This is a genomic window from Nonomuraea cavernae, assembly GCF_014646355.1.
Lineage (GTDB): Bacteria > Actinomycetota > Actinomycetes > Streptosporangiales > Streptosporangiaceae > Nonomuraea > Nonomuraea cavernae.
In genome coordinates this window covers 82,385-105,614 of sequence record NZ_BMNH01000020.1, presented here as the reverse complement: position 1 = coordinate 105,614, position 23,230 = coordinate 82,385, and the positions used below count along the sequence as shown (strand labels likewise).

Here is a 23,230-nt window from a genome sequence, read left to right as displayed (position 1 = left end):
CTACCACGGTGCCGCGGAGGTGGGTGCTACCACGGTGCCGCGGAGGTGGGTGCTACCACGGTGCCGCGGAGGTGGGTGCTACCACGGTGCCGCGGAGGTGGGTGGGCGTTCCGGCCGACCGCGATTGCCCGGGGTCTGGTGATGTTCGCCTTCGGCCTTGTTTCGGGCGCGGGGGTATCTGGCACGGTCTTAAGTCGGCCGGAACGCCCACCCACCTCCGCTCTACGGCGCCCCACCGTCCTGTCGCCCCGCCGCAGAGCGGGCCGGGCCTCGTCGCCTTCCTCCTCGCCGACGCTGAAGCGCCCGATCCCGTACGTCGCGGCCGGCCGCCGTAGGCTGAAGCCTGCACTTTCCGACACAGCGCGGGCCGGGCGCCGTAGCCGTGGCGGAGCGCCCGACACGGCCTCCCGGTACACATAAAGGACAACAGGCGCATCCATCTTCGGGTGCAAAGGATCGGTGAGGTGGGTGCCGTGACCTGCTACCGCCAGCCGCGTACGGCTTGAGGAAACACGAGCAACTGAACACGATTGGATTCCTCGCCCGGCTGGAGACAGGAACTAGCTGGTGAGGTGTTCGAGTAGGGCGAACCGCTGGGCGAACGCGGACAGCTCCTCGCGCTGTTGGTCTGGTTCGGCGGCAGTGGCACCTATGACGATGCGGGTCACACCTTGGGCTGCGAGGTCCTCGACCTGGTCGACAGTCATGTCGATCGAACCCCAACGCGTGTACTCCAGAGTTTCCGGGCTCCGACCGGCTTCGACGGCGGTCGATCGAGCGAGGTCCATCTGGGTGGCGCGCTCGTTCGGATCGAGCGCGCCACCCGGGAAGTAACCGTCGCCGCGTCGTCCGGCGCGGCGCGCGGCCGCCCGGCTCGATCCGCCGATGTGGATCGGCAGGTGGGTGACCCCGTGGGGCTTTGGGAATTGGCACAGGTCGTCAAAGGTGAAGAACTCCCCGGCGAAGCTGACGCCGTCTTCGCCGCCGGCCCAGAGCAGCCGCATCACGTCGATCGCCTCGTCGGCCCGACGGCCCCGGGTGCTGAAATCGACCCCCACTGCCCGGGCCTCACCAGGCAGGGTGCCGAGCCCCACGGTCAGTAACCGCATCCGCCCCTTGGACAGCACGTCAATGGTCGCCAGACGCTTGGCGAGAACAACCGGATGGTGATACGGCAGTAGCAGCACGCCTGTCCCGAGCAGGATCCGTCGGGTAGCCGCGGCGACGAAGCTCAGGCAATCGAGCGGGTCGAAGTACGGTAACGACGGCGGGAGCTCAAAGCGACCGGCCATCGCACCGGGATACAGCGCGATGTGCTCGGGCAGATACAGCGACTCGAAGCCGCAATCCTCGGCATGCTGAGCGTAGGCCACGATCTTGTCAGGGTCGACACCGTAGTAGGGCGTGCTGTAGCTGACTGCGAACTTCATCGTCATTCCTCCGGTTAGTCAGCCGATGTGATGGATGGGCGGTCGCTGGTCTGCTCGGCAGATGCAACGGAGGCATCGTGCCCCCGCCATGCGTCCGCGGCCTTCCCACCCGCTGTCGCAGGCACCTTAAAACCTTGTCACCGGCGTCAGGGCAACCTTCGCCCGGTGACATCGCCACGCCTCGAACAGGCAAGTGATCTCAGCGGCCAAGTCGGATCTCCCGCTCAGAATCGGGTGTCCGCCTGGCAAGATCTACGAAAGTGCATGTAGGCCGTTGACAGGCCAGACCCACTTCCGCACGACCACGGAGGGATCGTCGATCCGGCACTCGGGCGGACACGACCACCGGTGTCAACGCTTCTCCAGTCTTCAGAAAGCTGCGACACACCGGTGCCTGCCATTCTCCGTGCAACGCCAGGAGGCATTGTCAGGCGCTCCGCCACGACTACGGAGCCTGGCCCGCGCTGAAGCCCTGACTTTCCGACTGAGGGGCCACAGTGCGGGCCGGGCGCCGCAGCCGTAATGCGTTCGCGGGTGGGCGGTCGCCGCCGTCATGATGTGCCGATGCCTCCGAAGACCGCTTACCACGATGCGCTCGGTGACTACTTCGCTGAGCACGCCGGCATCAGCCCGTACAACGCCTACACCGATCGGCCCGCGATGCTGGAGCTCGCCGGTGACGTCGCCGGCGCGAGGATCCTCGACGTCGGCTGCGGAGCCGGGCACTACGCGACCGAGCTGCTGGCACGCGGCGCCGAGGTGGTCGGCGTCGATGGCAGCGCCACGCTGCTGGATCACGCGCGGGCACCCCACCTGAGGAGCCCGGCGTGTCCGGAAAACGCCGGGCTCCTCAGGTCAGGCGCTCGGCCGCGGCTGCGGCGCCCGGCCCGCACTGTGCCGGCAAGTGAAGGCTTCAGCTACGGCGAGCAGGCCCAAAGGACCGGAAGCGGGCGCTTCAGCATCAGCGGGAAGGAAGGCGACGGTCCCCGGCCCGTTCTGCGGCGGGCAGGCAGCACGGCGGGGGCAGTGGAGCGGAGGCGGGTGGGCGTTCCGGCCGACTTAAGACCGTGCCAAGTACCCCCGCGCCCGAAACAACGCCGAAGGCGAACATCACCAGACCCCGGGCAATCGCGGTCGGCCGGAACGCCCACCCGCCTCCGCGGCCACCCAGGTCAACCCGGCCGTGTGGGCCCGGGGGGCAACCCCGGCCGCGTGGCCCCAGGCAAGACCGGCCGCGTGGCCCCAGGCAAGACCGGCCGCGTGGCCCCAGGCAAGACCGGCCGTGTGGGCACCTCGGCTTGCGGGACACCCGTACAAGCACGAGGCTCCGATGGGTATGGCGTTGGGTCCTGGGAAGTCCAGAGCGTCCCGAGCGCAACCACGGTCTCGTCGTAAGGGATGACCCAACCCCGGTTCTGCCTACAGCCGAGGAGGTGCGACCCGGTCAAATCTGGGCATGTCCCTTCGGGAGCGAGCGCTCGACTACACACGGTAACGATTAAATGGTTTACCAGTAGGAAATAAGGATTAAGGAGGTGACGTCAATGAAGCAAGCTCTGGCGACGATCGTCAAACCCCTGCCGGACCACCTGTTCACCCTGCGCGAGGGCAACGCGGAGATGCGCTGGGAGGCCATGGCCGGCGAGGGCTACCACACCCCCAACGACCGGTTCTTCGTCCGCAACCACACTTCCACCCCTCTCATCGACGCCGCCACCTGGCGGCTGCGAGTGCACGGGCCAGGGGTGCGGCACTCCCGCACGTACGACTACCGGCAGTTGCTGGCCATGCCCTCCCGGACCGTCGACACGGCGATCGAGTGCGCCGGCAACGGGCGGCGGTTCTACGACGTCCAGCAGCACGATCCCATCCCCGGCATCCAGTGGGGCCTCGGCGGCATCGGGGTGGCGCGATGGCGCGGGGTGCCGCTCGGCCACCTGCTCGAACACGCCGGGCTGCGGCCCGACGCCGTGGACGTGGTGCCGCGCGGGCTCGACGCACCGTTCGAGAACCACGGGCACGTACGCCGGCCGCTGCCCGTCGCCAAGGCCGTGGACGACGTGCTCCTCGCCTACGAGATGAACGGTGTGCCGCTTCCACCCGACCATGGATTTCCGGCGCGCCTGGTGGTGCCGGGATGGGTGGGAATCGCGTCCATCAAATGGCTGGGCGACCTGGAAGTGACCACCGAAGAAGCCTCCACGCCATGGAACACCGTCTTTTACCCGGACGTCACGACCCAGCCGGTACGGAGCGCTTTCGAAATCGCCTGGAATGCGACGATCACCATCGGCGGCCCGCACATCCTGCACGGCAGATCATGGTCCGGCAACGGGCGGATCGTCCGGGTCGAGGTCAGCTTCGACGGCGGGCTCACCTGGCAGCAGGCCGAGCACCACGGCCACCACCTGGTCGGCGCCTGGTTGCCGTGGCACATCGGGTGGGCCCCGCAGCGGCCCGGGCCGCACGTGCTCATGGCGCGGGCCACCGACGAGTCCGGCGCGACGCAGCCTCTGATCACGCCACGGCAAGCTTTCGGTTATAACTTCGACGCAGTCGTGCGGCATCCCGTGCAGGTTGTCCATGGATAGGGAATTGTCACCGATCCGGGGTGAGCTGCACGTTCGCGAATAGGGTGTCCGGCTTACCCGAATTCATCTGAAAGACTCTCGCAGAAACGCCGCAGAAACCGTCTCATGTGAGCCTTACCACACGCTGAGGAAAAGGAGGGAAGATGCGCCAGTTGACCGCACTCGACGCGCAGTTCCTCAACGTCGAGTCCGCGACCACCGCCGCTCACGTGGCGGGTCTGGCGATCCTCGACCCGGCCGACGGCTCGGTCAACCGTGAGACGCTCGCCGCGCTCCTGCTGGAGCGACTCCACCTGTCACCCGCGCTGAGCCTGCGGCTGGTGCGGGTGCCGTTCGACCTCGACCGCCCCTACTGGGCGGCCGACCCCGACTTCGACATCGGCAACCACCTGTTCGAGGTCACCCTGCCGCGGCCCGGCGACGACCGGCAGCTGGCCGACGAGGTGGCCCGCATCCATGCCCGCCGGCTGGACCGTGCCCATCCACTGTGGGAGATGCACCTGATCCACGGGCTGGCCGACGGCCTGATCGGCGTCTACACGAAGGTGCACCACGCGGCCATCGACGGCGTCTCCGGCGCCGAGACCCTCGCCACCCTCCTCGACCTCACGCCCGACACCTGCCACGCCACCTCCGGGCGCTCCCGGCGCGGCGCGACCGCAGCCAAGGCGGCCAAGACCCCGGCCAAGACCCCGGCCAAGGCGGTCAAGGCGGCGGCGGGCGTGCCGGACGGTCAGGAGGCGGCCGGTCCGGGCCTGGTCGAGATGCTGGCCGGCGCCGCCGTGCGGACGGCGACCCATCCCGTGCGGGCCCTGCGGGCGGCGGTCCGGGCGGCCGGCGACCTCGACGCGATCCCGCTCGCCGCGACGCTGCCCGGCGCGAAGGCCATCGCGCAGGCGGCCAGGTTCGTGACGGGAGACCGGCACCACCGGCCCGAGCTGCCCCGGCTCTCCGCCCCTCGCACGCCGTTCAACGGCCCGATCAGCGCCCGCCGCCACCTGTCGTTCGGGTCCGTGTCGCTGAAAGACGTCAAGAGCATCGCTCGCGCTCACGGCATGAGCGTCAACGACATCGTCATGGCGCTGTGCACCTCCGCCCTGCGGTCGTGGCTGATGGAGCGCGACGCGCTGCCCGAGCAGCCGCTGATCGCGGCCGTGCCCGTCGCGGTCCGTACGGCCAACGCCCAGGACCTGGTCGGCAACCAGATCTCCGCCATGGTGGCCCCGATGCCCACCGACATCGCCGACCCGCAGGCCCGGCTGCGGAAGGTGGGCTCGACCATGAACGCGGCCAAGCGCCGCTTCGTCACCGCCCCGGCCGGCTGGCTGCTGGAGCTGTGCTCGTTGCTGCCCGCGCCGGTGACCAGCGTGGCGAGCCCGGCGTTGTTCCGGCTGGCGTCGGCGGTGCCGCCGATCAACCTGATCATCAGCAACGTGCCCGGCCCGCAGTTCCCGCTGTATCTGTGCGGGGGGCGGATCCTCTCCTACTATCCGCTCTCGGTGCTGACCGACATGACCGGCGGCGTCAACATCACCTGCTTCTCCTACGACGGCATGCTCGACTTCGGCATCGTGGCCTGCCCCGACCGGATGGACGACGTCTGGGGCATGCTCGGCCACCTGCGGACCGCGCTCGACGAGCTGCTAGACGAGCGAGTGGGCGATGAGTTTCGCGACGGCGTCGGGATCGATCTGGTGGCCGGTTAGCTGGCACAGGTTCTCCTGGTAGAGCAGCACGGCGGCGAACGTGGCCGCCGCGACCTCCAGCCTGGCCGCGTCGCCCCGGCTGCCCGGCAGGGCCAGTTCGAGCGCGAACTTGGCCCGCCTGATCAGCTCTCCGTTGAGGCGGCCGAGCCGTTCCCTGACCGAGCGGTGCGTGTCGGCCTCCCGGAACAGGATGCGCCGCATCGCCGGCGAGGCGTGCAGCGGCAGCCGGCGCGCCAGCCCGGACAGGGTGCCGGCGGGATCGCCGGGGACGGCGTCGACCTCGCGCGACTCCTCGATCAGCGTGCGCTCGTCGACGAGTGCCACCAGCACGTCGATCTTGCGGGGAAAGTAGTGGAAGACCAGCCCCTTGGGCACCCTGGCCAGCCGGGCGATGAGCGCGGTCGGAGTGGCGTCGTATCCGCCGCCGGCGAACAGCTCCTCGGCCGCGTCCAGGATGCGCGTACGCGCGTCACCGATCACCACAGCCGCACCCTAACCGGCACACGCCGGGCACCACCATGCCGCGAACGGGAGACCCTCGTGACGGTCGGTCACCGGACGCCGATGGCCTCCGTCAGCATGGGGTAGGCCCGGTGCAGCTCCCGCTGCCAAGAGGCGTGGTCGTGCCCGCCGTGGTGGAAGTGGGTGCGCACGGGGATGCCCAGCTCGCCGAGCCGCCCGGCGAACTCCCTGGCCGCCCGGTTGGCCAGGTCCTCGACCAGGTCGCCTTCACCGGCGGCGACATACAGCCGGACGCCCTTGAGCTTGCCGGCCTGGTCGTAGGGGTTGTGCGCGCGCCAGACGGCGCGCTGCCGCTCAGGGTCGCCCCAGAGGCGTTTCCAGTCGGTGCCGAAGCAGCCGACCGTGGTGCCCGCCATCACGGCCTGCGGCACGCCGGGGTGCAGGATGTGCACGGCTCCGCTGAACGAGGCGGCGGCCTTGAACCCACCCTTGGCGGCGTACAGCATGGCGCCCTGACCGCCCATCGAGTAGCCGGCGACGGCGCGCTCGCCGCCCGCCCGGTAGCGGGACCGCAGCAGCGGCAGCAGCTCCTTGAGGTGGTAGGTCTCCCAGCGGGGCGGGCCGCCGTCGCCGCCGTTCCACCAGTCGGAGTAGCTGCCGCACTTGCCGCCGTCGGGCATCACGACCATCAGGCCGGAGTCAGCGGTGAGCGCGGCGACGTCGGTTCTGGCCGTCCAGGAGGTGTGGTCGTCGAGGCCGCCGTGCAGGAGCCAGAGCGCGGGCCAGTCGCGCCGGGACTCCCATCCCCTGGGCAGCAGGAGGCGGACCTTCGTGGTGGCGTCGAGCGCCCGCGACCTGATCGTCAGCTCCATCCTGCGCTCGTCGAGCCGCTTCTCCTCGACCACCTCGGCGGTGTCATAGGTCTGGGCCGGCGTCGAGGAGGGGGAGGCTGCCGGGACGGGCGGCTCGTCTCCCCACGGGAGCACCGCGAGGAGCGCCGCCACGACGAGCACACAGAGTCCGCCGGCGACGATCGCGCCGACCAGGCATCCACGCAACCGGAGGGCCATGGAGTCTCCTTGTTGGATGCGCGGATAATAGCGCTATGAGATCGATAGGCACCACGGCCCTGACCGTGTTCCCGATAGCCCTGGGCGCCAACGTCTTCGGCTGGACCGCCGACAAGAAGACGTCCTTCGAGGTGCTCGACGCCTACGTCGAGGGCGGCGGCAACTTCATCGACACGGCCGACTCCTACCCCTACTGGGCGACCGGCGAGTCCACATCAGAGACGATCATCGGCGAGTGGATGGCCAAGCGCGGCAACCGCGACTCGATCGTGCTCGGCACCAAGGTCGGCATGCTGGAGGGGTTCAAGGGCCTGGCGCCCGCGAACATCCGCGCCGCGGTCGAGAGCTCCCTGCGCCGGCTCCGCACCGACCGCATCGACCTCTACTGGGCGCACATCGACGACCGTGACACGCCGCTGGCCGAGACGCTGGCCGCGTTCGACGCGCTGGTGCGCGAGGGCAAGATCCGCTACATCGGCGCCTCCAACTACGAGGCCGACCGGCTGGCGGCGGCGCTGAAGATCTCCGACGACGAGGGCCTGGCCCGCTACGTCGCGCTGCAGCAGCAGTACAACCTGGTGGAGCGCGGCTACGAGGGTGCCCTGCGGGAGGTGACGGCCCGGGAGGGGCTGTCCAGCACGCCGTGGTCCTCGCTCGCGCGCGGCTTTTTGACCGGCAAGTACGCCCCGGGCGTCACGGTCGACAGTCCCCGGGCTGGAGGGGCCGCCGGATACCTTGAGACCGAGCGGGGGCCGCGGACCATCGAGGCGCTGACCAAGGTGGCGGCCGAGCGCGGGGTCGAGCCCGCCTCGGTGGCGCTCGCCTGGCTGGGGGCCCAGCCCACGGTCGCGGCGCCGATCGCCAGCGCCCGTGACGTGGCGCAGCTCCAGCCGCTCCTGGCCGCCGCCGGGCTCAAGCTCGGCGCCGAGGAGCTCCGGCTGCTCGACGAGGCCTCTCGCCCCTGACCGCGCGTGCGCGGAGACGCCCCTGATCACGGGGTACGCGTACGGCGCCCCGCGTGCGTGAGACACGCCCCGCTCTGCTCGGTCCAGGGCCGGGCGGGGTGTCTCGCGGCGAGGTCAGTGGCTTCGCTCGACGAGGGACAGGCAGAGGTCGCGTAGTTCGGTGGCCTCGGGCAGGCACTCGACGACGATCTCCATGGCCGTCGTGAGGTGCAGCCGTGCCTGGTCCAGGGCCGCGGTGCGGCCGCCCGCCTCGATCACGAGTCCGGCGGCACGGCGTACCTCGTCGTCGTCCAGGGCGTCGGAGGCGAGCAGGCCGGACAGCTCGCGGGCGGCCCGCCCGGCGGGGCGCGCCTCGGCGAGCGGCGAGGACGGGGCGAGGGCGGCGAGGACGGGCAGCGTCTTCTTGCCGCGACGCAGGTCGTTGTGGATGGGCTTGCCGGTGACGGCCGGGTCGCCCCAGAGGCCCAGCAGGTCGTCGACGATCTGGAAGGCGACGCCCAGCTCGCGGCCCATCGTCCAGAGGGGTTCCGCCAGGCCGGGCGCGCCCCCCAGCGCGACACCCGCCGCGGCGGCGGCGCCCAGCAGGCCGCCGGTCTTGCCCGCCGCCATCTGGGTGTACTCCTGGACCGTGACCTCGCCGGGGCCGGTCCACGGGCGGTTCTCGAAGGCCATGTCCTCCGTCTGGCCCCGCACCAGCTCGATCAGGGCCCGCGACAGGTAGCGCATCGCGACGGGAGCGTCCGTCAGCTGATCGACCGCGAGTGCCAGCAGCGAGTCGCCGGCCAGCAGCGCGGGGCCCACGCCGTAGGCCTTCCAGAGCGCCTCGCGGTGCCGGCGCCGCTCGTCGTGGTCGATGATGTCGTCGTGCACCAGCGAGAAGGCGTGCACCAGCTCCACCGCCACCGCCCCGGGCAGCGCCGCCTCCGGGGGCGCGCCGACGGCCTCGGCGCAGAGCATGGCGATGGTCGGCCGCAGGTGCTTGCCGCCGCCGGCCACCAGGGGCCCGCCGTCGGCGTCGGACCACCCCAGTGTGTGGGCGGCCATCTTGGCGCCCCACGGGTGCAGTGCGGAGACCGCTTCTCGAAGGGCTGGTTCGAGCAGTCGCCGGCAGCGCGCTGTCGCGTCGCCGCCGGGGCTGCCCGCCGCCTGATGGCTGACGTCCACGTGGTGCTCCTGCCGAAGTGCGATCTTGAATCTATACACACGACCATGTGATAATCCAGCCCAGAAACGCACTTTTGCGGGAAATATCCCGTCATGCGTGACGGGCAGGTCGAAGGAGCATACGTGCCCATTGGGGGCATTTCGACACGTAAAGCTACCAATGTCCCCTTCTTAGCCTCTTTGACCAGGAACGCGCGCACGCCGATCGACGCCTTCACCGAGGCGAGCGAGCGAGCCGGCGGCGAGCTCGTCCGGCTCAACATGGGCCCGTTCCGCCCGTATCTGGTGACCCACCCCGACCACGTCCAGCATGTGCTGATCCAGAACCAGCCCAACTTCGTCCGGGAGGGCATGTTCTGGAAACCACTGGCGCCGCTGCTCGGCGAGGGCATCCTGTCGGACGGCGAGACCTGGGCGGAGAGCCGGCGGATCCTGCAGCCGCTCTTCACGGCCAGGTACGTCAACTCACTGGCCGAGCAGATGGCTGTGATCATCAACGAGCTGATCGAGGAGACGATCACCCCCGGCCGGCCGTTCGACATCGCCAAGGGGATCTCGGCCATCGTGCACCCGACGATCGTCCGGCTGTTCTTCGGCTCGAAGATCTCCGTCGCGGACATCCAACGGCTGGTGCCGGCCTACGACGTCGCCGTCACGGCCAAGGCCGTCCGGCTGCTGATGCCGTTCGTGCCGCAGGGCGTGCCGATGCCCGGTGACCGGGCGTTCCGGCGTGCGATCAAGACCATCGACGGGGTCGTCTACCCCCGGATCCGGGAGGCCAGGGCACGGGCCCTGGAGAGCCCGGGTGAGGAAAGCACCGACGTCGTCTCGCGCCTGGTCAAGGCCCGCCAGGACGTTGCGGGCGAGGAGGGCGATCGCCGGATCAGGGACGACCTGGTGGCCATGCACGGAGCCTCCACCGAGACCTCGGCCACGGCGCTGACCTGGGCATGGCCGGTCCTCGACGCCCACGCGGACATGGCCGCGAAGGTGTACGAGGAGATCGACCGGGTGGTCGGCGGCGACCCGGTCAGCACCGCGCATCTGCCGCACATGCCGTACCTGCGGATGTTCGTCAACGAGCTGCTGCGCCTCTACCCGCCGGGCTGGATCCTGCCACGCATGGCGGTGGCCGCGGACGTGATCGGCGGGGTCGCGATCGAGGCTGGCTCCACCGTGCTGCTCAGCCCGTATCTGACGCACCGGATGGCGGAGTTCTGGGACTCGCCGTCGGTGTTCGACCCGGACCGGTTCGCGCCGGGGCGGGAGGCGGGGCGGCACCGGTACGCGTACTGGCCGTTCGGCGCGGGCCCACACGTGTGCCTGGGGCAGCATCTGTTCTTGATGGAGGCGCCGCTGGTGATCGCCGGCATCCTGCGCAAGTACCGGCCGGTGATGCGCCTCGACCGGCCGGTGACTCCGCGGCTGGCCTCCTCGCTGCGCCCCCCGTCCGGGCTGACGATGACCCTTGTACCGAGGGGGCGCTCGTGAACGATCCTGACGCGTTGCGCATCGCCGGGCGGACGTGCGCGCTCGCGGTGGCGGGCGGGCGCGAGCTGGAGCGGTGCGCGGCACGGTACGACGGCCTGTTCCCCCGTGAGTCCTTCGACTCCGGCCTCTACGGCTCGCTGGCGATGGCCGGGGCGTTCGGCTCGCCGTGGGCGAGCGTGGCGGGGCTGCGCGTGGTCAACCGGGCGTCGCTGCTGGTGTTCGCGGTGGACCGGCTGTTCGACGAGGAGGCGGCCTCGCGGGACGACGTGGCGGCGCTGACGGGGACGTGCCTGGCGGCCGTGGCCGGCTCGGCACCTGTCTCCCCCGTCGCCCGCTTCCTCGCCGACCTGCGTGCCGAGCTCACCACCGCACGCGCCTTCGCCACGCTGGAGGCGGACTGGCGTGACCGGCTGGAGCGCATGCTCGCCGCGATGGCCCGCGAGTGGGAGTGGAGCCGGGGCGGGAACAGGCCCGCCCGGGAGGAGTATCTGGCCAACGCCGACAGCAGCGGCGCCCTGTTCATCGCCGTCTCTCACTGGATCTACACCGGCGAGGTCAGAACTCCCGGGGACCTGACGCGGCTGCGTGCGGCGGGCGAGACGGTGCAGCGCTACCTGCGGCTGCTCAACGACCTGGCCACGCACCGCAGGGAGTCGGCCTCCGGTGATGTCAACGCTCTCACGATCGGCATGACGGCGGACGAGGTCAGCGTGCGCATGGCGGAGCTGTCGAGCGAGGCCGCCGCGCTGATCCAGCCGGTGCGCGGCGACCATCCCCGGGCCGCCGAGTACCTCTGGTGGCAGCTCCACTACAGCGCCGGCTTCTACGGGCTGTCTGACTTCTGGGCTTCGAGAGAGCTGTGAGCGAGAGAGCCGTGAGCGAAAGAGCCGTGAGCGAAAGAGCCGTGAGCGAAAGAGCCGTGAGCGAAAGAGCACTGAACGTGAGAGCACTGAGCACCGACATCGCACGGCGTGCCGCCGATCTGATCGCCGGCCTCATGGCCACCCCGTGGGGCCAGGTGTCCCCCTCGGTGTACGAGACGGGGCGGCTGGTCACGCTGGCCCCATGGCTCGTCGGTCATCCGGAGAGGATCGCGTTCCTGCTGGCCGAGCAGGGAGAGGACGGCTCGTGGGGCCAACCGGGCGGATACCGTCTCGTACCGACGCTGAGCGCGACGGAGGCGCTGATGAGCGCGGCGCGCGACGGCGACCGCGAGGTGCTCCTGTCAGCCGCGAAGGCGGGGCTGGAGGCACTGCGTCGCATGCTGACGCAACCGGCCGAGCTGCCGGACACCCCGGCCATCGACCTGATCGTGCCGTCGCTGGTGGCGCTCGTCGACGCGCACGGGTTCGGCGATCCGCTGCCGCGTCCGGCCGGGCTGGACGGTTCCCGGCTGGGGCTGGTCAAGCGCATGCTGGAGTCCGGCACGGAGCCGCCGCGAAAGGTGTTGCACGTGCTGGAGGCGATGGTGCCGCAGCGGATGGACGGCATGCTGCCCACGCCGATCGGCACGGTCGGCGCGTCGCCGGCGGCCACGGCCGCGTGGCTCGGAGGCTCCGCGCCGTCCGATTCGGCCGACTTGGCCAGGCACCACCTGGAGGCGGTGGCCGAGCGGTTCGGCGGACCGGTCCCTGTCGGGCTGCCGATCACCGTTTTCGAGCGCGGCTGGGTGCTGAGCTGGCTGACCAGGGCGGCCGTGCCGGTGGAGGTGCCGCCGGAGATGATCGCCGACCTGCGGGCGGCGATCGCTCCGGAAGGCGCGCCGGCGGGGGCCGGGCTGCCCGCCGACGCGGACACCACCAGCGTCGCCCTCCATGCGCTGGCCCTGCTCGGCGTGCCATGCGACCCCGCGTCGCTGCTGCTGTTCGACACGGGCACGCACTTCTGCACCTGGCAGGGCGAGGACGGCTTCTCGCCCAGCGTCAACGCGCACGTGCTGGACGCGTTCGGCCAGTACGTGCGGGCGAGGCCCGCCGCCGCCGGGCGGTACGGGGCGGTGATGGCGCGGGTGGCCGGCTGGCTGGCCGGGCGGCAGCGGCCTGACGGGAGCTGGGAGGACCGGTGGCACGCGTCGCCCTACTACGCGACGCTGGGCTGCGCGCTGGCGCTGGGCGAGTTCGGCGGACCGGAGCACGCCGACGCCGTGCTGCGGGCCCGGGAGTGGGTGTTGGCCACCCAGCGGGAGGACGGGTCGTGGGGGCGGTGGACGGGCATCGCGGAGGAGACCGCGTACGCCGTGCAGACCCTGCTGCTGTCAGGACCGGAGCCGGACGAGCGGTGTAAGCGGGCAGCGGGGCGCGGATACGACTATCTTCTACAGGTGGTCGATCTGCCGCATTTACCACCAATGTGGCATGACAAGGACCTATACTCGCCGACAGCAATTGTGCAAGCCGCGATCCTGGCGGCCCTACACGTGACAGAACGCCACCTACAACACGAATTTAACCGGCAAAACGGGACATAGCGGCCTAATGGTGGCGTTTTGTGTTGAGGGAGTAATAGCGCATTGCTAGGGTGACCCGGGTGTCAGATTCCTGGTATGCCCCTTTTGCCGTCTTGACAAAGCATGCTTACGGCGCTTTTCCGCTGGGTGGGCCCAATGCGCTTCCGTAACGCCAGCGTCCGGTCCAAAATCACGGCCCTGATCGTGTCGCTCACCCTGTTGTGGGCGTTCGCCGCGTGGGTGACGCTGCGGGAGGGCGTCAACCTGATCGGGGCGGCCGCCGTTGACGCCCAGTTGGTCGAACCGAGTGAGCCGCTGCTCGTCGAGCTGCAGCGCGAGCGCCGCCAGACCATCGCCCGCGTGGGGGGCGGGGCCAGGATCGTCGACAAGGCCCTGCGTGACCAGCGCGCGCGCACCGACGCGGCCCGCGCCGAGTTCGCCACCTCCCTTGACAGCTCCAGCTTGGCGCTGGCCGCCGACGACGCGCTGATCGCGCGCGCCAGGGATGTGCTGGACGAGCTGACCAAGCTGGACACGGCCAGGAAGTCGATCGACTCGGGCCGGGTCGGCGCCTCGCAGGCCGTGGCCGCCCCGTACAACAATGTGATCGACTCTCTCTACCGCATGTACGACTCGGTGGCGGCGTTCGACGACAAGGAGATCGCCAAGGACGGGCGGACCCTGTCGGAGATCAGCCGCTCGCGCGAGTTGCTGGCGCGCGAGGACGCACTCATGGCCGGCGTCTTCGCCAGGGGCGTCTTCACCGGGGACAGCCACGCCGAGTTCGTCTCCACCGTGGGCATCTTCCGCTACACGCTGGCCGAGGCCATGTCCAAGCTCCCGGAGGAGGACCGGACGGCCTACGACCGATGGACGAAGAGCGCGCACGCCACCCGGGTACGGGCGATGGAGCAGCAGCTCATCCAGCACGAATCCGGCACCGGCCCGCTGCCTGTCGACGCCGAGGAGTGGCGCAAGGCGACCGAGTCGACGCTGACGGACATGCAGGCGGTGACCCTCGCGGCGGGCGACCGCCTGGCGGAGCGCATCGTCCCGATCGCCGTGGGCGTCGTCGTCCGGCTCCTCCTGGCCGGTGGCCTGGGCCTGCTGGCGGTCATCGCCTCGATCGTGCTGTCGATCACCACGACGCGGCAGCTGCTCGCCCAGCTCAGGAAGCTGCGCGACGCCGCGCACGAGCTGTCGGACGAGCGGCTGCCGAACGTGGTCGAGCGGATCGGCCACGGCGAAGTGGTGGACGTCACGAAGGAAGTGCCCGACCTCGACTTCGGCGACGACGAGATCGGGCAGGTCGGCCAGGCGTTCAACACCGTGCAGCACACCGCCGTCAGCGTCGCGGCCGAGCAGGCCGAGCTGCGGCGCAGCATCCGCGACATCCTGCTCAGCCTGGCCCGCCGGACGCAGGGCCTGGTGCAGCGGCAGCTGAGCGTGCTGGACGTGATGGAGCGCCGGGAGACCGACCCGGAGGAGCTGAAGGAGCTCTTCCGCCTGGACCACCTGGCCATCCGGATGCGGCGCAACGCCGAGAACCTGATCGTGCTCTCCGGCTCCTCCCCCGCCCGAACCTGGCGCCGCTCGGTGCCCATGGTGGACGTGGTCCGCGGCGCGCTCGCGGAGGTCGAGGACTACACCCGCGTGACGCTCATGCCGATGGGCGACGTCGTGCTGGTGGGCCGGGCCGTCGGTGACGTCATCCACCTGCTCGCCGAGGTGATCGAGAACGCCGTCTCGTTCTCCCCGCCCTACACCTCCGTGCAGGTCAGCGGGCAGCTCGTGGCCAACGGCTACGTCATCGAGATCGAGGACCGCGGTCTCGGCATGAAGCCCGAGGACCTGGACGCCGCCAACGAGCGCATCGCGGACCCGCCGGAGTTCCGCATCACCGGCACCGCGCGGCTCGGACTCTACGTGGTCAGCCGGCTGGCCGAGCGCCACGGGATCCAGGTGGTGCTGAAGTCCTCGCCGTACGGCGGGACCACGGTCGTCGTGCTGCTGCCGCCGGAGCTCGTGGAGCAGGAGGAGACCCCCAAGCCTCCCGACGACACGCCGCGAGCCGGTCTGCCGCGCAGGCCGACGGCCGTCGCCACGGCGACCCGTCCGGCCTCGGCCGAGAACGTCCGCACGCTCAACGTCGCCTCCTCGCGCCGGGCGCTCACCTTACAGCCCGACGTGCCCCAGGAGCAGGCGGCGCCCGTCCCCCGCGAACCGGAGCCCGAAGGGGAAAGCGATGTGAAGCCCGCCGAGTTCACGCCCTCGGGCCTGCCACTCCGGGTGCCTCAGGCCAACCTGGCGCCCGCCCTGCGCGAAGAGGCCCCTGCCGTACTGACCAGCGACAAGGAAGACGATGACGAGCGCTCGCCGGAAGAGATCAGGGCCATGATGGGATCCCTCCAGTCGGGCACCCGGCTGGGCCGGACCGAAGCCGCCAAGCTCATCGAGGACCAGCAGCCGGGAGGCTCCACGTGACACCGACTTCTGGCACGGATCTCAACTGGCTCCTCGACGACCTGATCGGCCGGGTCAAGGACGCCGAGCACGCCATCGTGCTGTCGTCCGACGGGCTGCTGATGGCCTCGTCGGCGGGGCTCGAACGGACCGACGGCGAGCACCTGTCGGCGGTCTCCTCCGGGTTGCAGAGCCTGGCGAAGGGCGTCTCCGAGCACGTCGGAGGCGGCGCGGTCAAGCAGACGGTCGTGGAATGGCGCTCGCAGTTCCTCATCGTGACCGTCGCGGGAGAGCGCGCCTGCCTGGCCGTGCTCTGCGCGCAGAACGCCGACATCGGGCTGATCGCGTACGAGATGGCCATGCTGGTGGCCCGCGTCGGCCAGTACCTCACCTCGGCGGCGCGGACCGGCGGGGCCGTCGCCGGGAGCGACCGGTGAACGGCCCGGACGAACCGGGCGAGGACCACTGGATCGACCCGGAGATCATCCGGCCGTACGTCGTGACGCGCGGGCGCACCCGCCCGGCCCACGGGAGGTTCGATCTCATCTCCATGGCGCTGGCCGTCGGCCCCCCGCCGGGCCCGGAGGCCGGCCTCGACCCCGAGCATCTCCGCATCCTGCGGCTGTGCCGGGAGCCGAAGTCGGTCGCGGAGATCGCCGCCCATCTGAATCTGCCCGCGGGCACGATCCGCGTGCTGCTCGGCGACCTGTTCGACAGAGAACTCGTATCGGCCCAGGAACCGCAATCCGAGGTGGACATGCGTGACATGAAGATGTACAGGGCGGTGCTCGATGGTCTTCGATCGCTCTGAACGCCCGCGTATCCCGACCGCGATCAAGATCCTGATCGCGGGCGGTTTCGGTGCGGGCAAGACCACGATGGTCGGCGCGGTCTCCGAGACCCGGCCGCTGCGCACCGAGGAGGTGCTCACCGATCGGGGAGTCGGCATCGACGACCTGACGGCGGTGGAGGCCAAGCGCACCACCACCGTGGCGATGGACTTCGGCCGCATCACCCTCAGCGACGAGTACGTCCTCTACCTGTTCGGCACTCCGGGGCAGGAGCGGTTCTGGTTCGTCTGGGACGAACTGGCCGAGGGCTCGCTGGGCGCGGTCATCCTGGCCGACACCCGCCGCCTGGCCGACTGCTTCCCCTCGGTCGACTACTTCGAGCGGCGCGGCACGCCGTTCGTGGTGGCGGTCAACTGCTTCGAGGGGTCGTCCACGTTCGAGCTGGACGAGGTACGGCTGGCGCTCCAGCTCAACCCCTCGATTCCGATCATCATGTGCGACGCGAGGAAGCGCGATTCGAGCAGGGAGGTGCTCATCGCGCTGGTGAAGCACTCCGCCCGGCTGCGGGCCGAGCCGGTGAGCTCGTAGGGGCCCGGGGGCCCGGCCGCGACGGGACGACCGGGCCCCCTTCACCGAGCGGGGATCAGTGCTTGGTGGCCTGCTCGGCGCCGACGCCGGTGAGCGAGCGGACCTCGATCTCGGCGTACTTGGCCGCGTTGTACTCCTTGCTCAGCACGGTGCCGAGCCAGCCGCACAGGAAGCCGAGCGGGATCGAGATGATGCCCGGGTTGCTGAGCGGGAACCAGGCGAAGTCGGCCGTCTTGAACAGCGACGTCGGCCCGCCGGACACCACCGGGGAGAAGATGACCAGGACGAGCGCCGAGACCAGGCCGCCGTAGATGGCGCTGACCGCGCCGGCCGTGTTGAACCTCTTCCAGAACAGGCTGTAGAGGATGGCAGGCAGGTTGCCGGAGGCGGCCACCGCGAACGCCAGCGCCACCAGGAACGCGACGTTCTGCCCCTGCGCCAGGATGCCCAGGCCGATCGAGACGGCGCCGATGACGAACGCCGAGACGCGGGCCACCAGCACCTCCTCGCGCTCGGTGGCGGTGCCGCGCTTGAACACGTGCGCGTACAGGTCGTGGGCGAAGCTGGAGGAGGAGGCGAGCGTGAGGCCGGCCACCACGGCCAGGATCGTGGCGAACGCGACCGCGCCGATCAGCGCCAGCAGGATCGTGCCGCCCACGTCCCCGAGGAACGTCTCGCCGATGGCCTTGGCCAGCAGCGGCGCGGCCGTGTTGCCGGCGGCGTCGGCGGCGGCGATCGCCTTGCTGCCGACCAGGGCCGCGGCGCCGAAGCCGAGGACCAGGGTGAGCAGGTAGAACGTGCCGATGATGCCGATGCCCCAGAGCACCGACTTGCGGGCGTCCTTGGCGGTCGGGACGGTGTAGAAGCGGATCAGGATGTGCGGCAGGCCCGCGGTGCCGAGCACCAGGGCGAGGCCGAGGCTGATCAGGTCGATCTTGCCGGCCAGGCCCTGCGCCTCGGTGCCGTACTTGAGGCCGGGGATGAGGAAGTTGTCGCCCTTGCCGCTCTGCGACGCCGCCTCGCCCAGCAGGGACGAGAGGTTGAAGCCGTAGTGCGCCAGGACGAGAACGGTGATCAGCGCCGCGCCGCCCATCAGCAGCACGGCCTTGACGATCTGCACCCAGGTGGTGCCCTTCATGCCGCCGAACACCACGTACACGATCATGAGGGCGCCCACGCCGACGATCGTCCACGCCTTGCCGGCGGGCGAGGTGACGCCGAGGAGCAGGCCGACCAGGGCGCCGGCGCCGACCATCTGGGCGAGCAGGTAGAAGATGCTGACCGTGATCGTCGAGACGCCCGCGGCGGTGCGCACCGGGCGGGGGCTCATCCGGAAGGCCAGCACGTCGGCCATGGTGAACTTGCCGGAGTTGCGCATCAGCTCGGCGACCAGCAGCAACGCGACCAGCCACGCCACCAGGAAGCCGATGGAGTAGAGGAAGCCGTCGTAGCCGGACAGGGCGATGATGCCGGCGATGCCCAGGAAGGACGCGGCCGACATGTAGTCGCCGCCGATCGCCAGGCCGTTCTGCGCGCCGCTGAAGGACCGGCCGCCCGCGTAGAAGTCGGCGGCGGTCTTGTTCTGCCTGCTGGCCCTGAACGTGATCACCAACGTCAGCGCGACGAAGGCGAGGAACAGGACCGTGGCCAGGAGTTCGGAGTTCACTGAGTCTTCTCCTCGACCTCGTGGCGGAGCTTGTCGGCGATGGGGTCGAGCTTCTTCTCGGCGTGGCGGGCGTAGGCCCAGGCGATCCAGAACGTCGACACGAACTGGAGCAGCCCGAACAGCAGCGCCACATTCAGGTTGCCGACGAGCTTGATGCCCATGAAGTCACGCGCCCAGCCCGACAGCACCACGTACAGCAGGTACCACACCAGGAAGGCCACGGTCATCGGGAACGTCCACCGGCGGAAGCGCCGCTTCAGATCCTGGAATTCGCTGCTCTCCTGAACTTCCTCATAGACGGATGCGTCATGTTCTCTGGTTGTCACGAGTCCTCCACTGTGATGCGGATCACGCTCAAGGTAAGAGCGCAACCTATCCGGCGTGGAGAGCGGGGACGGGGTTGTTCGGCGAGTCGCAGGCGAGCGGCGGTTAGTTGTGTACGGCTTGCGATGAAAGGTCCCATCCGTACGACGAACGGTCGCCCCTACGGGGTCAGGAGGAGCGGGGCCGCCAGTCACCTCGGTCGAGGGCGAGGTTCTCCGGCGTGTGCAGCCGGACCATCGTCCTGGCCACGCCCGCCGGCACCCGGTGCGGCGTCAGGAACGACACCGCCACCATGACCGTGAACGCGATCGGCACGGTCCAGGCCGCGGGCTGGGCGAGCAACGCGTCGGCCAGCCCCTCGTACGGCCCGCCCACGATGGTCACCAGCACCGCCGCGCAGGCCAGCCCGCCGCCCACGAACAGCCCGGCCAGGGCACCCGTGCTGCTGAGCCGCCGCCACCAGATGCCGAGCACGAGCAGCGGGCAGAACGACGACGCGGCGACCGCGAACGCCAGCCCCACCACGTCGGCCACCGGCAGGGCGCGGGCCCACAGCGCCAGCGCCAGCGGCACGCTGACCGCCATCAGCGTCGCGATCCGGAACGAGCGCACTCCGCCCTTGAGCAGGTCCTGGGCGATCACCCCGGCCACCGACACGGTCAGCCCCGACGAGGTCGACAGGAACGCCGCGAACGCCCCGGCGGTGACCAGCGCCGTCAGCAGGTCACCCAGGGTGCCGCCGACCATCCGGCCGGGCAGCGTGAGCACGACCGCGTCGGTGCGGACCAGGTCGGGCGCGTACATCCGGCCCAGCCAGCCGTACACCGAGGGCAACAGGTAGAAGGCGCCGAGCAGCGACAGCACGACCAGCGTGGTGCGGCGGGCCGCCTGGCCGTCGGGGTTGGTGTAGAAGCGCACCAGCACGTGCGGCAGCCCCATCGTGCCCAGGAACGTGGCCAGGATCAGCGAGTAGGTCGAGTAGAGCCCGTACTCCTTGCCTCCGGCCAGCGGCACCTGCCAGGTCGCGGCGTCCGCCGCGCTCACCGCCGGAGCGCCGTCGCTCTTCCAGGCCAGCAGCAGGAACACCAGCGGCAGCGCCAGCGCGGTCAGCTTGAGCCAGTACTGGAACGCCTGCACGAACGTGATCGACCGCATGCCGCCCGACAGCACGTTGACCGCGACCACGACGGCCACCAGCAGCCCGCCCGCCCACACCGGCGCCCCGGTGATCGTCCGCAGCACCAGGCCGGCGCTCTGGAACTGCGGCATCAGGTAGAGCCAGCCGATGAGCACCACCAGCACGCTGGCCGTGCGACGCACCGACATCGACTCCAGCCGCGCCTCCGCGAAGTCGGGCAGCGTGTAGGCGCCCGAGCGGCGCAGCGGCGCCGACACCAGCACGAGCAGCACGAGGTAGCCGCCGGTCCAGCCGACGGGCAGCCAGAGCATGTCGGCGCCGAACGACAGGATCAGCCCGGCCACGCCGAGGAACGACGCGGCCGACAGATACTCGCCGCCGATGGCCGAGGCGTTCCACAGCGGGCTGACCGTGCGGGAGGCGACGTAGAAGTCGGAGGTGGTGCGGGAGAAGCGGATGCCGAAGGCGCCGATGAGCACGGTCGCCACCATCACGGTGACCACCGCCGCCAGACTCACCGGCCCGGCTCCGCCGAACGCCCGCTCACGGGCGTTCGACCAGGTCGGCGAAGTGGCGCTCGTTGCGCTCGGCCTGGCGCACGTAGAGCCAGGCGCCGACGACGAAGGCGGGGTAGATCAGGCCGGCGAGCACCGCCCACGGCACCGGGATGCCGAGCAGGTCGGCCTCGCGCAGCTCGGGGATGGCCAGGAACAGCAGCGGCAGGCCGCCCACGACACACGCCAGCACGGTGCAGACGAACAGCGCGAGACGGAACTGGGTGCGCAGCAGCGAGCGCATGTAGACCTCGCCCAGGTGCGTCTGCTCGTCGATCTCGCGGGTGGCGGGATAGCGGGGGCGGCGCGCGGCGGCCGTGCGCGGGCTCGTCACGGTCACCCGGCGGGGGACGTCGCCGCGGCCGGACGGGACCCTGCGGGCCGGCCGGGGCTCGGGGCTCACTCCGGTCTCCCCTTCCTGGCCCGGCGGACCAGCAGGTCACGCAGCTCACGGGTGTGACGGCGGCTGACCGGTATCTCGGTCTCGCCCACCCGGACCGTACACCGCCCGGAGTCGATGTGCAGCTCCTCGATGTGCTTGACCGCGACCAGGTGGCTGCGGTGCACGCGGACGAACCCGGCCGTGGACCACCGTTCCTCCAGCGTGGCCAGCGGGATGCGCACCAGATGGCTGCCCGCCGCCGTGTGCAGCCGGGCGTAGTCGCCCTGCGCCTCGACGTAGACGACGTCGGCGCTGGACACGAACCGGGTCACGCCGCCCAGCTCGACCGGGATCGTGTCGGACTCCCCGGCGTCCACCGGCACGTCCGCCGAGACGGCGACCCGCCTGATCGCCTCGGCCAGCCGTTCCGGGCGCACCGGCTTGAGGAGGTAGTCCTCGGCCTTGATCTCGAACGCGTCGACGGCGTGCTCCTCGTACGCGGTGACGAACACGACCCGCGGCGGGTTGGCGAACTGCGACAGCAGCCGCCCCAGCACCACGCCGTCCAGCCCGCGCATCCTGATGTCGAGGAAGACCGCGTCGATCGGCCGGCCCTCGGCGATGGCCCGGTCGAGCAGGCGTAACGCCGCCGCCCCGTCCCTGGCCGTGGCGACCTCGCCGATGCGGGGATCGGCGCGCAGCAGGTAGGACAGGTCTTCCAGGGCCGGAAGCTCGTCGTCGACCGCGAGGACCCGTAGTTGTGCCATAGACAGTGATAAAACCGACAAGAAAGATCGAGGTCAACGGGCGGAGACGCCGGGGTGATACTTCGGCACCCTGACGTTGACCTTCGTGCCCGCCCCCGCTCCCGTCTCGACGACCAGCCCGAAGTCGTCCCCGTACACCTGGCGGAGCCGTTCGTCCACATTGGCCAGGCCCACCCCGCCCTCGGGGGCGATCTCGCCGGCCAGGATGCGGCGTAACCGGTCGGGTTCCATGCCGAGGCCGTCGTCCTCGACGCTGATCCGGCACTCCGCCCCGGCGTCCTCCGCGATGATCGCGATGCGGCCGACGCCGTTCTTGCTCTCCAGGCCGTGCCGGACGGCGTTCTCCACCAGCGGCTGCAGGCACAGGAACGGCACCGCGACCGGCAGCACCTCGGGCGCGATGCGGAGCGTCACCTGCAGCTGGTCGCCGAACCGGGCCCGCTCCAGGATGAGGTAGCGGTCGATCGAGCGCAGCTCCTCGGCCAGCGTGGTGAACTCACCGTGCCTGCGGAAGGAGTAGCGGGTGAAGTCGGCGAACTCCAGCAGCAGCTCGCGGGCGCGTTCGGGGTCGGTGCGGACGAACGAGGCGATGGTGGTGAGCGAGTTGTAGATGAAGTGCGGGGAGATCTGCGCGCGCAGCGCCCGCACCTCGGCCTCCATCAGCAGCGTCCGCGAGCGGTCCAGCTCGGCCAGCTCCAGCTGCGAGTCGACCCACCCGGCCACCTCCTGCGCGGCCCGGACCAGGCCCGCCGAGGCGTTCGGCCCGTAGGCGGCCAGCGCGCCGACGACCCGGTCGTCCGTGGTCAGCGGCACCACCACGGCATGCCTGATCGGGCACTCCAGCAGGTGGCACTCGATGGCCAGCACCTGGGTGCGGCCGTCCTGCAGCGTCGCCTGGGCGTGCTCGAACGCCTGCGCGGCGTGGTGGTCACCGGCGCCGTCGTAGACCAGCAGGCGTTCGCCGTCGGTGACGGCCAGCGCCGACGAGCCGAGCAGCGCGCGCAGATGCCGCGACGCCCGCTCCGCCCCGTCCGCGGTCAGGCCCGCGCGCAGCGGCGGGCCGGCCAGGGAGGCGGTGTGCAGGGTCTCGAACGTGGCCCGCTCGGCCGGGCTGGTGCCGAGCTCGCGGCGGCCGCGCATGACCCGCCAGAGCACGATCGCGGGCACGCCCACGAGGACGGCCACGACCGCGACCCCGACGAGGTATTCCACGTCGCCGGAGCCTACCCGGC

The 23,230-nt window shown here is 70.6% G+C and carries 21 protein-coding genes; 11 read left to right on the top strand and 10 right to left on the bottom strand.

Annotated elements, in window-relative coordinates; genetic code table 11:
* Positions 1-560 precede the first annotated feature (560 nt).
* Complete coding sequence (locus IEY82_RS27065) at positions 561-1,430, bottom strand: TIGR03619 family F420-dependent LLM class oxidoreductase (RefSeq protein WP_189127044.1); 870 nt, start codon at positions 1,428-1,430, stop codon at positions 561-563.
* 522 nt (positions 1,431-1,952) lie between these two features.
* On the opposite strand from IEY82_RS27065, the gene IEY82_RS39420 reads away from it, so the two are divergent.
* From IEY82_RS39420 to IEY82_RS27050, 3 genes are all read left to right on the top strand, one after another.
* A complete protein-coding gene (locus tag IEY82_RS39420) occupies positions 1,953-2,825 on the top strand; it encodes a class I SAM-dependent methyltransferase (protein ID WP_308425876.1) in 873 nt (290 codons plus the stop codon).
* 149 nt (positions 2,826-2,974) lie between these two features.
* Positions 2,975-4,021: a sulfite oxidase gene (locus IEY82_RS27055; RefSeq protein WP_189127043.1), complete on the top strand. Its 1,047-nt coding sequence runs from the start codon at positions 2,975-2,977 to the stop codon at positions 4,019-4,021.
* Positions 4,022-4,164: 143 nt separating this feature from the next.
* Positions 4,165-5,727 carry a WS/DGAT/MGAT family O-acyltransferase gene (locus tag IEY82_RS27050; protein ID WP_189127042.1) on the top strand — a complete coding sequence of 521 codons (1,563 nt, stop codon included), beginning with the start codon at positions 4,165-4,167 and terminating at the stop codon, positions 5,725-5,727.
* Here IEY82_RS27050 and IEY82_RS27045 read toward each other — a convergent pair.
* Both IEY82_RS27045 and IEY82_RS27040 read right to left on the bottom strand, forming a co-directional pair.
* Positions 5,665-6,210, bottom strand: coding sequence for a TetR/AcrR family transcriptional regulator (locus tag IEY82_RS27045; RefSeq protein ID WP_189127041.1), 546 nt, complete (start codon positions 6,208-6,210; stop codon positions 5,665-5,667). The genes IEY82_RS27050 and IEY82_RS27045 overlap by 63 nt on opposite strands.
* 68 nt (positions 6,211-6,278) lie before the next feature.
* Entirely contained in the window at positions 6,279-7,259 is a 981-nt protein-coding gene (locus IEY82_RS27040) for an alpha/beta hydrolase (protein WP_189127040.1), read from the bottom strand.
* Between the two features lie 35 nt (positions 7,260-7,294).
* On the opposite strand from IEY82_RS27040, the gene IEY82_RS27035 reads away from it, so the two are divergent.
* On the top strand, positions 7,295-8,224 hold the full coding sequence (locus tag IEY82_RS27035; protein ID WP_189127039.1) for an aldo/keto reductase: 930 nt from the start codon (positions 7,295-7,297) through the stop codon (positions 8,222-8,224).
* 114 nt (positions 8,225-8,338) lie between these two features.
* On the opposite strand, the gene IEY82_RS27030 is transcribed toward IEY82_RS27035, so the two are convergent.
* Complete coding sequence (locus IEY82_RS27030) at positions 8,339-9,388, bottom strand: polyprenyl synthetase family protein (protein WP_225263795.1); 1,050 nt, start codon at positions 9,386-9,388, stop codon at positions 8,339-8,341.
* A gap of 93 nt (positions 9,389-9,481) precedes the next feature.
* Between IEY82_RS27030 and IEY82_RS27025 the strand changes: the two genes are divergently transcribed.
* The 7 genes from IEY82_RS27025 to IEY82_RS26995 all read left to right on the top strand — a co-directional run bounded on the left by IEY82_RS27025 (position 9,482) and on the right by IEY82_RS26995 (position 17,167).
* Positions 9,482-10,879 (top strand): cytochrome P450, encoded by a 1,398-nt coding sequence (locus IEY82_RS27025; protein ID WP_225263797.1) that lies wholly within the window; start codon positions 9,482-9,484, stop codon positions 10,877-10,879.
* A complete protein-coding gene (locus IEY82_RS27020) occupies positions 10,876-11,742 on the top strand; it encodes a terpene synthase family protein (protein ID WP_189127037.1) in 867 nt (288 codons plus the stop codon). Before IEY82_RS27025 ends, IEY82_RS27020 begins: the two co-directional genes overlap by 4 nt.
* A gap of 77 nt (positions 11,743-11,819) precedes the next feature.
* A complete protein-coding gene (locus tag IEY82_RS27015; RefSeq protein ID WP_225263799.1) occupies positions 11,820-13,346 on the top strand; it encodes a prenyltransferase/squalene oxidase repeat-containing protein in 1,527 nt (508 codons plus the stop codon).
* Positions 13,347-13,481: 135 nt separating this feature from the next.
* Positions 13,482-15,809: a sensor histidine kinase gene (locus IEY82_RS27010; protein ID WP_189127036.1), complete on the top strand. Its 2,328-nt coding sequence runs from the start codon at positions 13,482-13,484 to the stop codon at positions 15,807-15,809.
* Positions 15,806-16,225 (top strand): roadblock/LC7 domain-containing protein, encoded by a 420-nt coding sequence (locus tag IEY82_RS27005; RefSeq protein ID WP_189127035.1) that lies wholly within the window; start codon positions 15,806-15,808, stop codon positions 16,223-16,225. The genes IEY82_RS27010 and IEY82_RS27005 overlap by 4 nt, the downstream gene beginning before the upstream one ends.
* Positions 16,222-16,599 (top strand): DUF742 domain-containing protein, encoded by a 378-nt coding sequence (locus IEY82_RS27000; protein WP_189127034.1) that lies wholly within the window; start codon positions 16,222-16,224, stop codon positions 16,597-16,599. The genes IEY82_RS27005 and IEY82_RS27000 overlap by 4 nt, the downstream gene beginning before the upstream one ends.
* Entirely contained in the window at positions 16,580-17,167 is a 588-nt protein-coding gene (locus IEY82_RS26995; RefSeq protein ID WP_189127033.1) for a GTP-binding protein, read from the top strand. Before IEY82_RS27000 ends, IEY82_RS26995 begins: the two co-directional genes overlap by 20 nt.
* Before the next feature lie 55 nt (positions 17,168-17,222).
* Here the strand turns inward: IEY82_RS26995 and IEY82_RS26990 are convergent, their stop codons facing one another.
* The 6 genes from IEY82_RS26990 to IEY82_RS26965 all read right to left on the bottom strand — a co-directional run bounded on the left by IEY82_RS26990 (position 17,223) and on the right by IEY82_RS26965 (position 23,210).
* Positions 17,223-18,833 carry a monocarboxylic acid transporter gene (locus tag IEY82_RS26990; RefSeq protein WP_189127032.1) on the bottom strand — a complete coding sequence of 537 codons (1,611 nt, stop codon included), beginning with the start codon at positions 18,831-18,833 and terminating at the stop codon, positions 17,223-17,225.
* On the bottom strand, positions 18,830-19,159 hold the full coding sequence (locus IEY82_RS26985; protein ID WP_189127031.1) for a DUF485 domain-containing protein: 330 nt from the start codon (positions 19,157-19,159) through the stop codon (positions 18,830-18,832). The genes IEY82_RS26990 and IEY82_RS26985 overlap by 4 nt, the downstream gene beginning before the upstream one ends.
* Positions 19,160-19,325: 166 nt before the next feature.
* A complete protein-coding gene (locus IEY82_RS26980; protein WP_225263801.1) occupies positions 19,326-20,813 on the bottom strand; it encodes a sodium/solute symporter in 1,488 nt (495 codons plus the stop codon).
* Between the two features lie 25 nt (positions 20,814-20,838).
* Positions 20,839-21,252 carry a hypothetical protein gene (locus IEY82_RS26975; protein ID WP_189127030.1) on the bottom strand — a complete coding sequence of 138 codons (414 nt, stop codon included), beginning with the start codon at positions 21,250-21,252 and terminating at the stop codon, positions 20,839-20,841.
* Positions 21,249-21,998, bottom strand: coding sequence for a LytR/AlgR family response regulator transcription factor (locus tag IEY82_RS26970; protein ID WP_189127029.1), 750 nt, complete (start codon positions 21,996-21,998; stop codon positions 21,249-21,251). The genes IEY82_RS26975 and IEY82_RS26970 overlap by 4 nt, the downstream gene beginning before the upstream one ends.
* 33 nt (positions 21,999-22,031) lie before the next feature.
* Positions 22,032-23,210: a sensor histidine kinase gene (locus IEY82_RS26965; RefSeq protein WP_189127028.1), complete on the bottom strand. Its 1,179-nt coding sequence runs from the start codon at positions 23,208-23,210 to the stop codon at positions 22,032-22,034.
* Positions 23,211-23,230: the final 20 nt, after the last annotated feature.

What these genes read in the sequence shown, in the direction of transcription:
- IEY82_RS27065 (WP_189127044.1), bottom strand. Translation starts at nt 1,430, where the DNA reads ATGAAGTTCGCAGTCAGCTACAGCACGCCCTACTACGGTGTCGACCCT.
- IEY82_RS39420 (WP_308425876.1), top strand. Translation starts at nt 1,953, where the DNA reads ATGCGTTCGCGGGTGGGCGGTCGCCGCCGTCATGATGTGCCGATGCCT.
- IEY82_RS27055 (WP_189127043.1), top strand. Translation starts at nt 2,975, where the DNA reads ATGAAGCAAGCTCTGGCGACGATCGTCAAACCCCTGCCGGACCACCTG.
- IEY82_RS27050 (WP_189127042.1), top strand. Translation starts at nt 4,165, where the DNA reads ATGCGCCAGTTGACCGCACTCGACGCGCAGTTCCTCAACGTCGAGTCC.
- IEY82_RS27040 (WP_189127040.1), bottom strand. Translation starts at nt 7,259, where the DNA reads ATGGCCCTCCGGTTGCGTGGATGCCTGGTCGGCGCGATCGTCGCCGGC.
- IEY82_RS27035 (WP_189127039.1), top strand. Translation starts at nt 7,295, where the DNA reads ATGAGATCGATAGGCACCACGGCCCTGACCGTGTTCCCGATAGCCCTG.
- IEY82_RS27025 (WP_225263797.1), top strand. Translation starts at nt 9,482, where the DNA reads ATGCGTGACGGGCAGGTCGAAGGAGCATACGTGCCCATTGGGGGCATT.
- IEY82_RS27010 (WP_189127036.1), top strand. Translation starts at nt 13,482, where the DNA reads ATGCGCTTCCGTAACGCCAGCGTCCGGTCCAAAATCACGGCCCTGATC.
- IEY82_RS26995 (WP_189127033.1), top strand. Translation starts at nt 16,580, where the DNA reads ATGGTCTTCGATCGCTCTGAACGCCCGCGTATCCCGACCGCGATCAAG.
- IEY82_RS26970 (WP_189127029.1), bottom strand. Translation starts at nt 21,998, where the DNA reads ATGGCACAACTACGGGTCCTCGCGGTCGACGACGAGCTTCCGGCCCTG.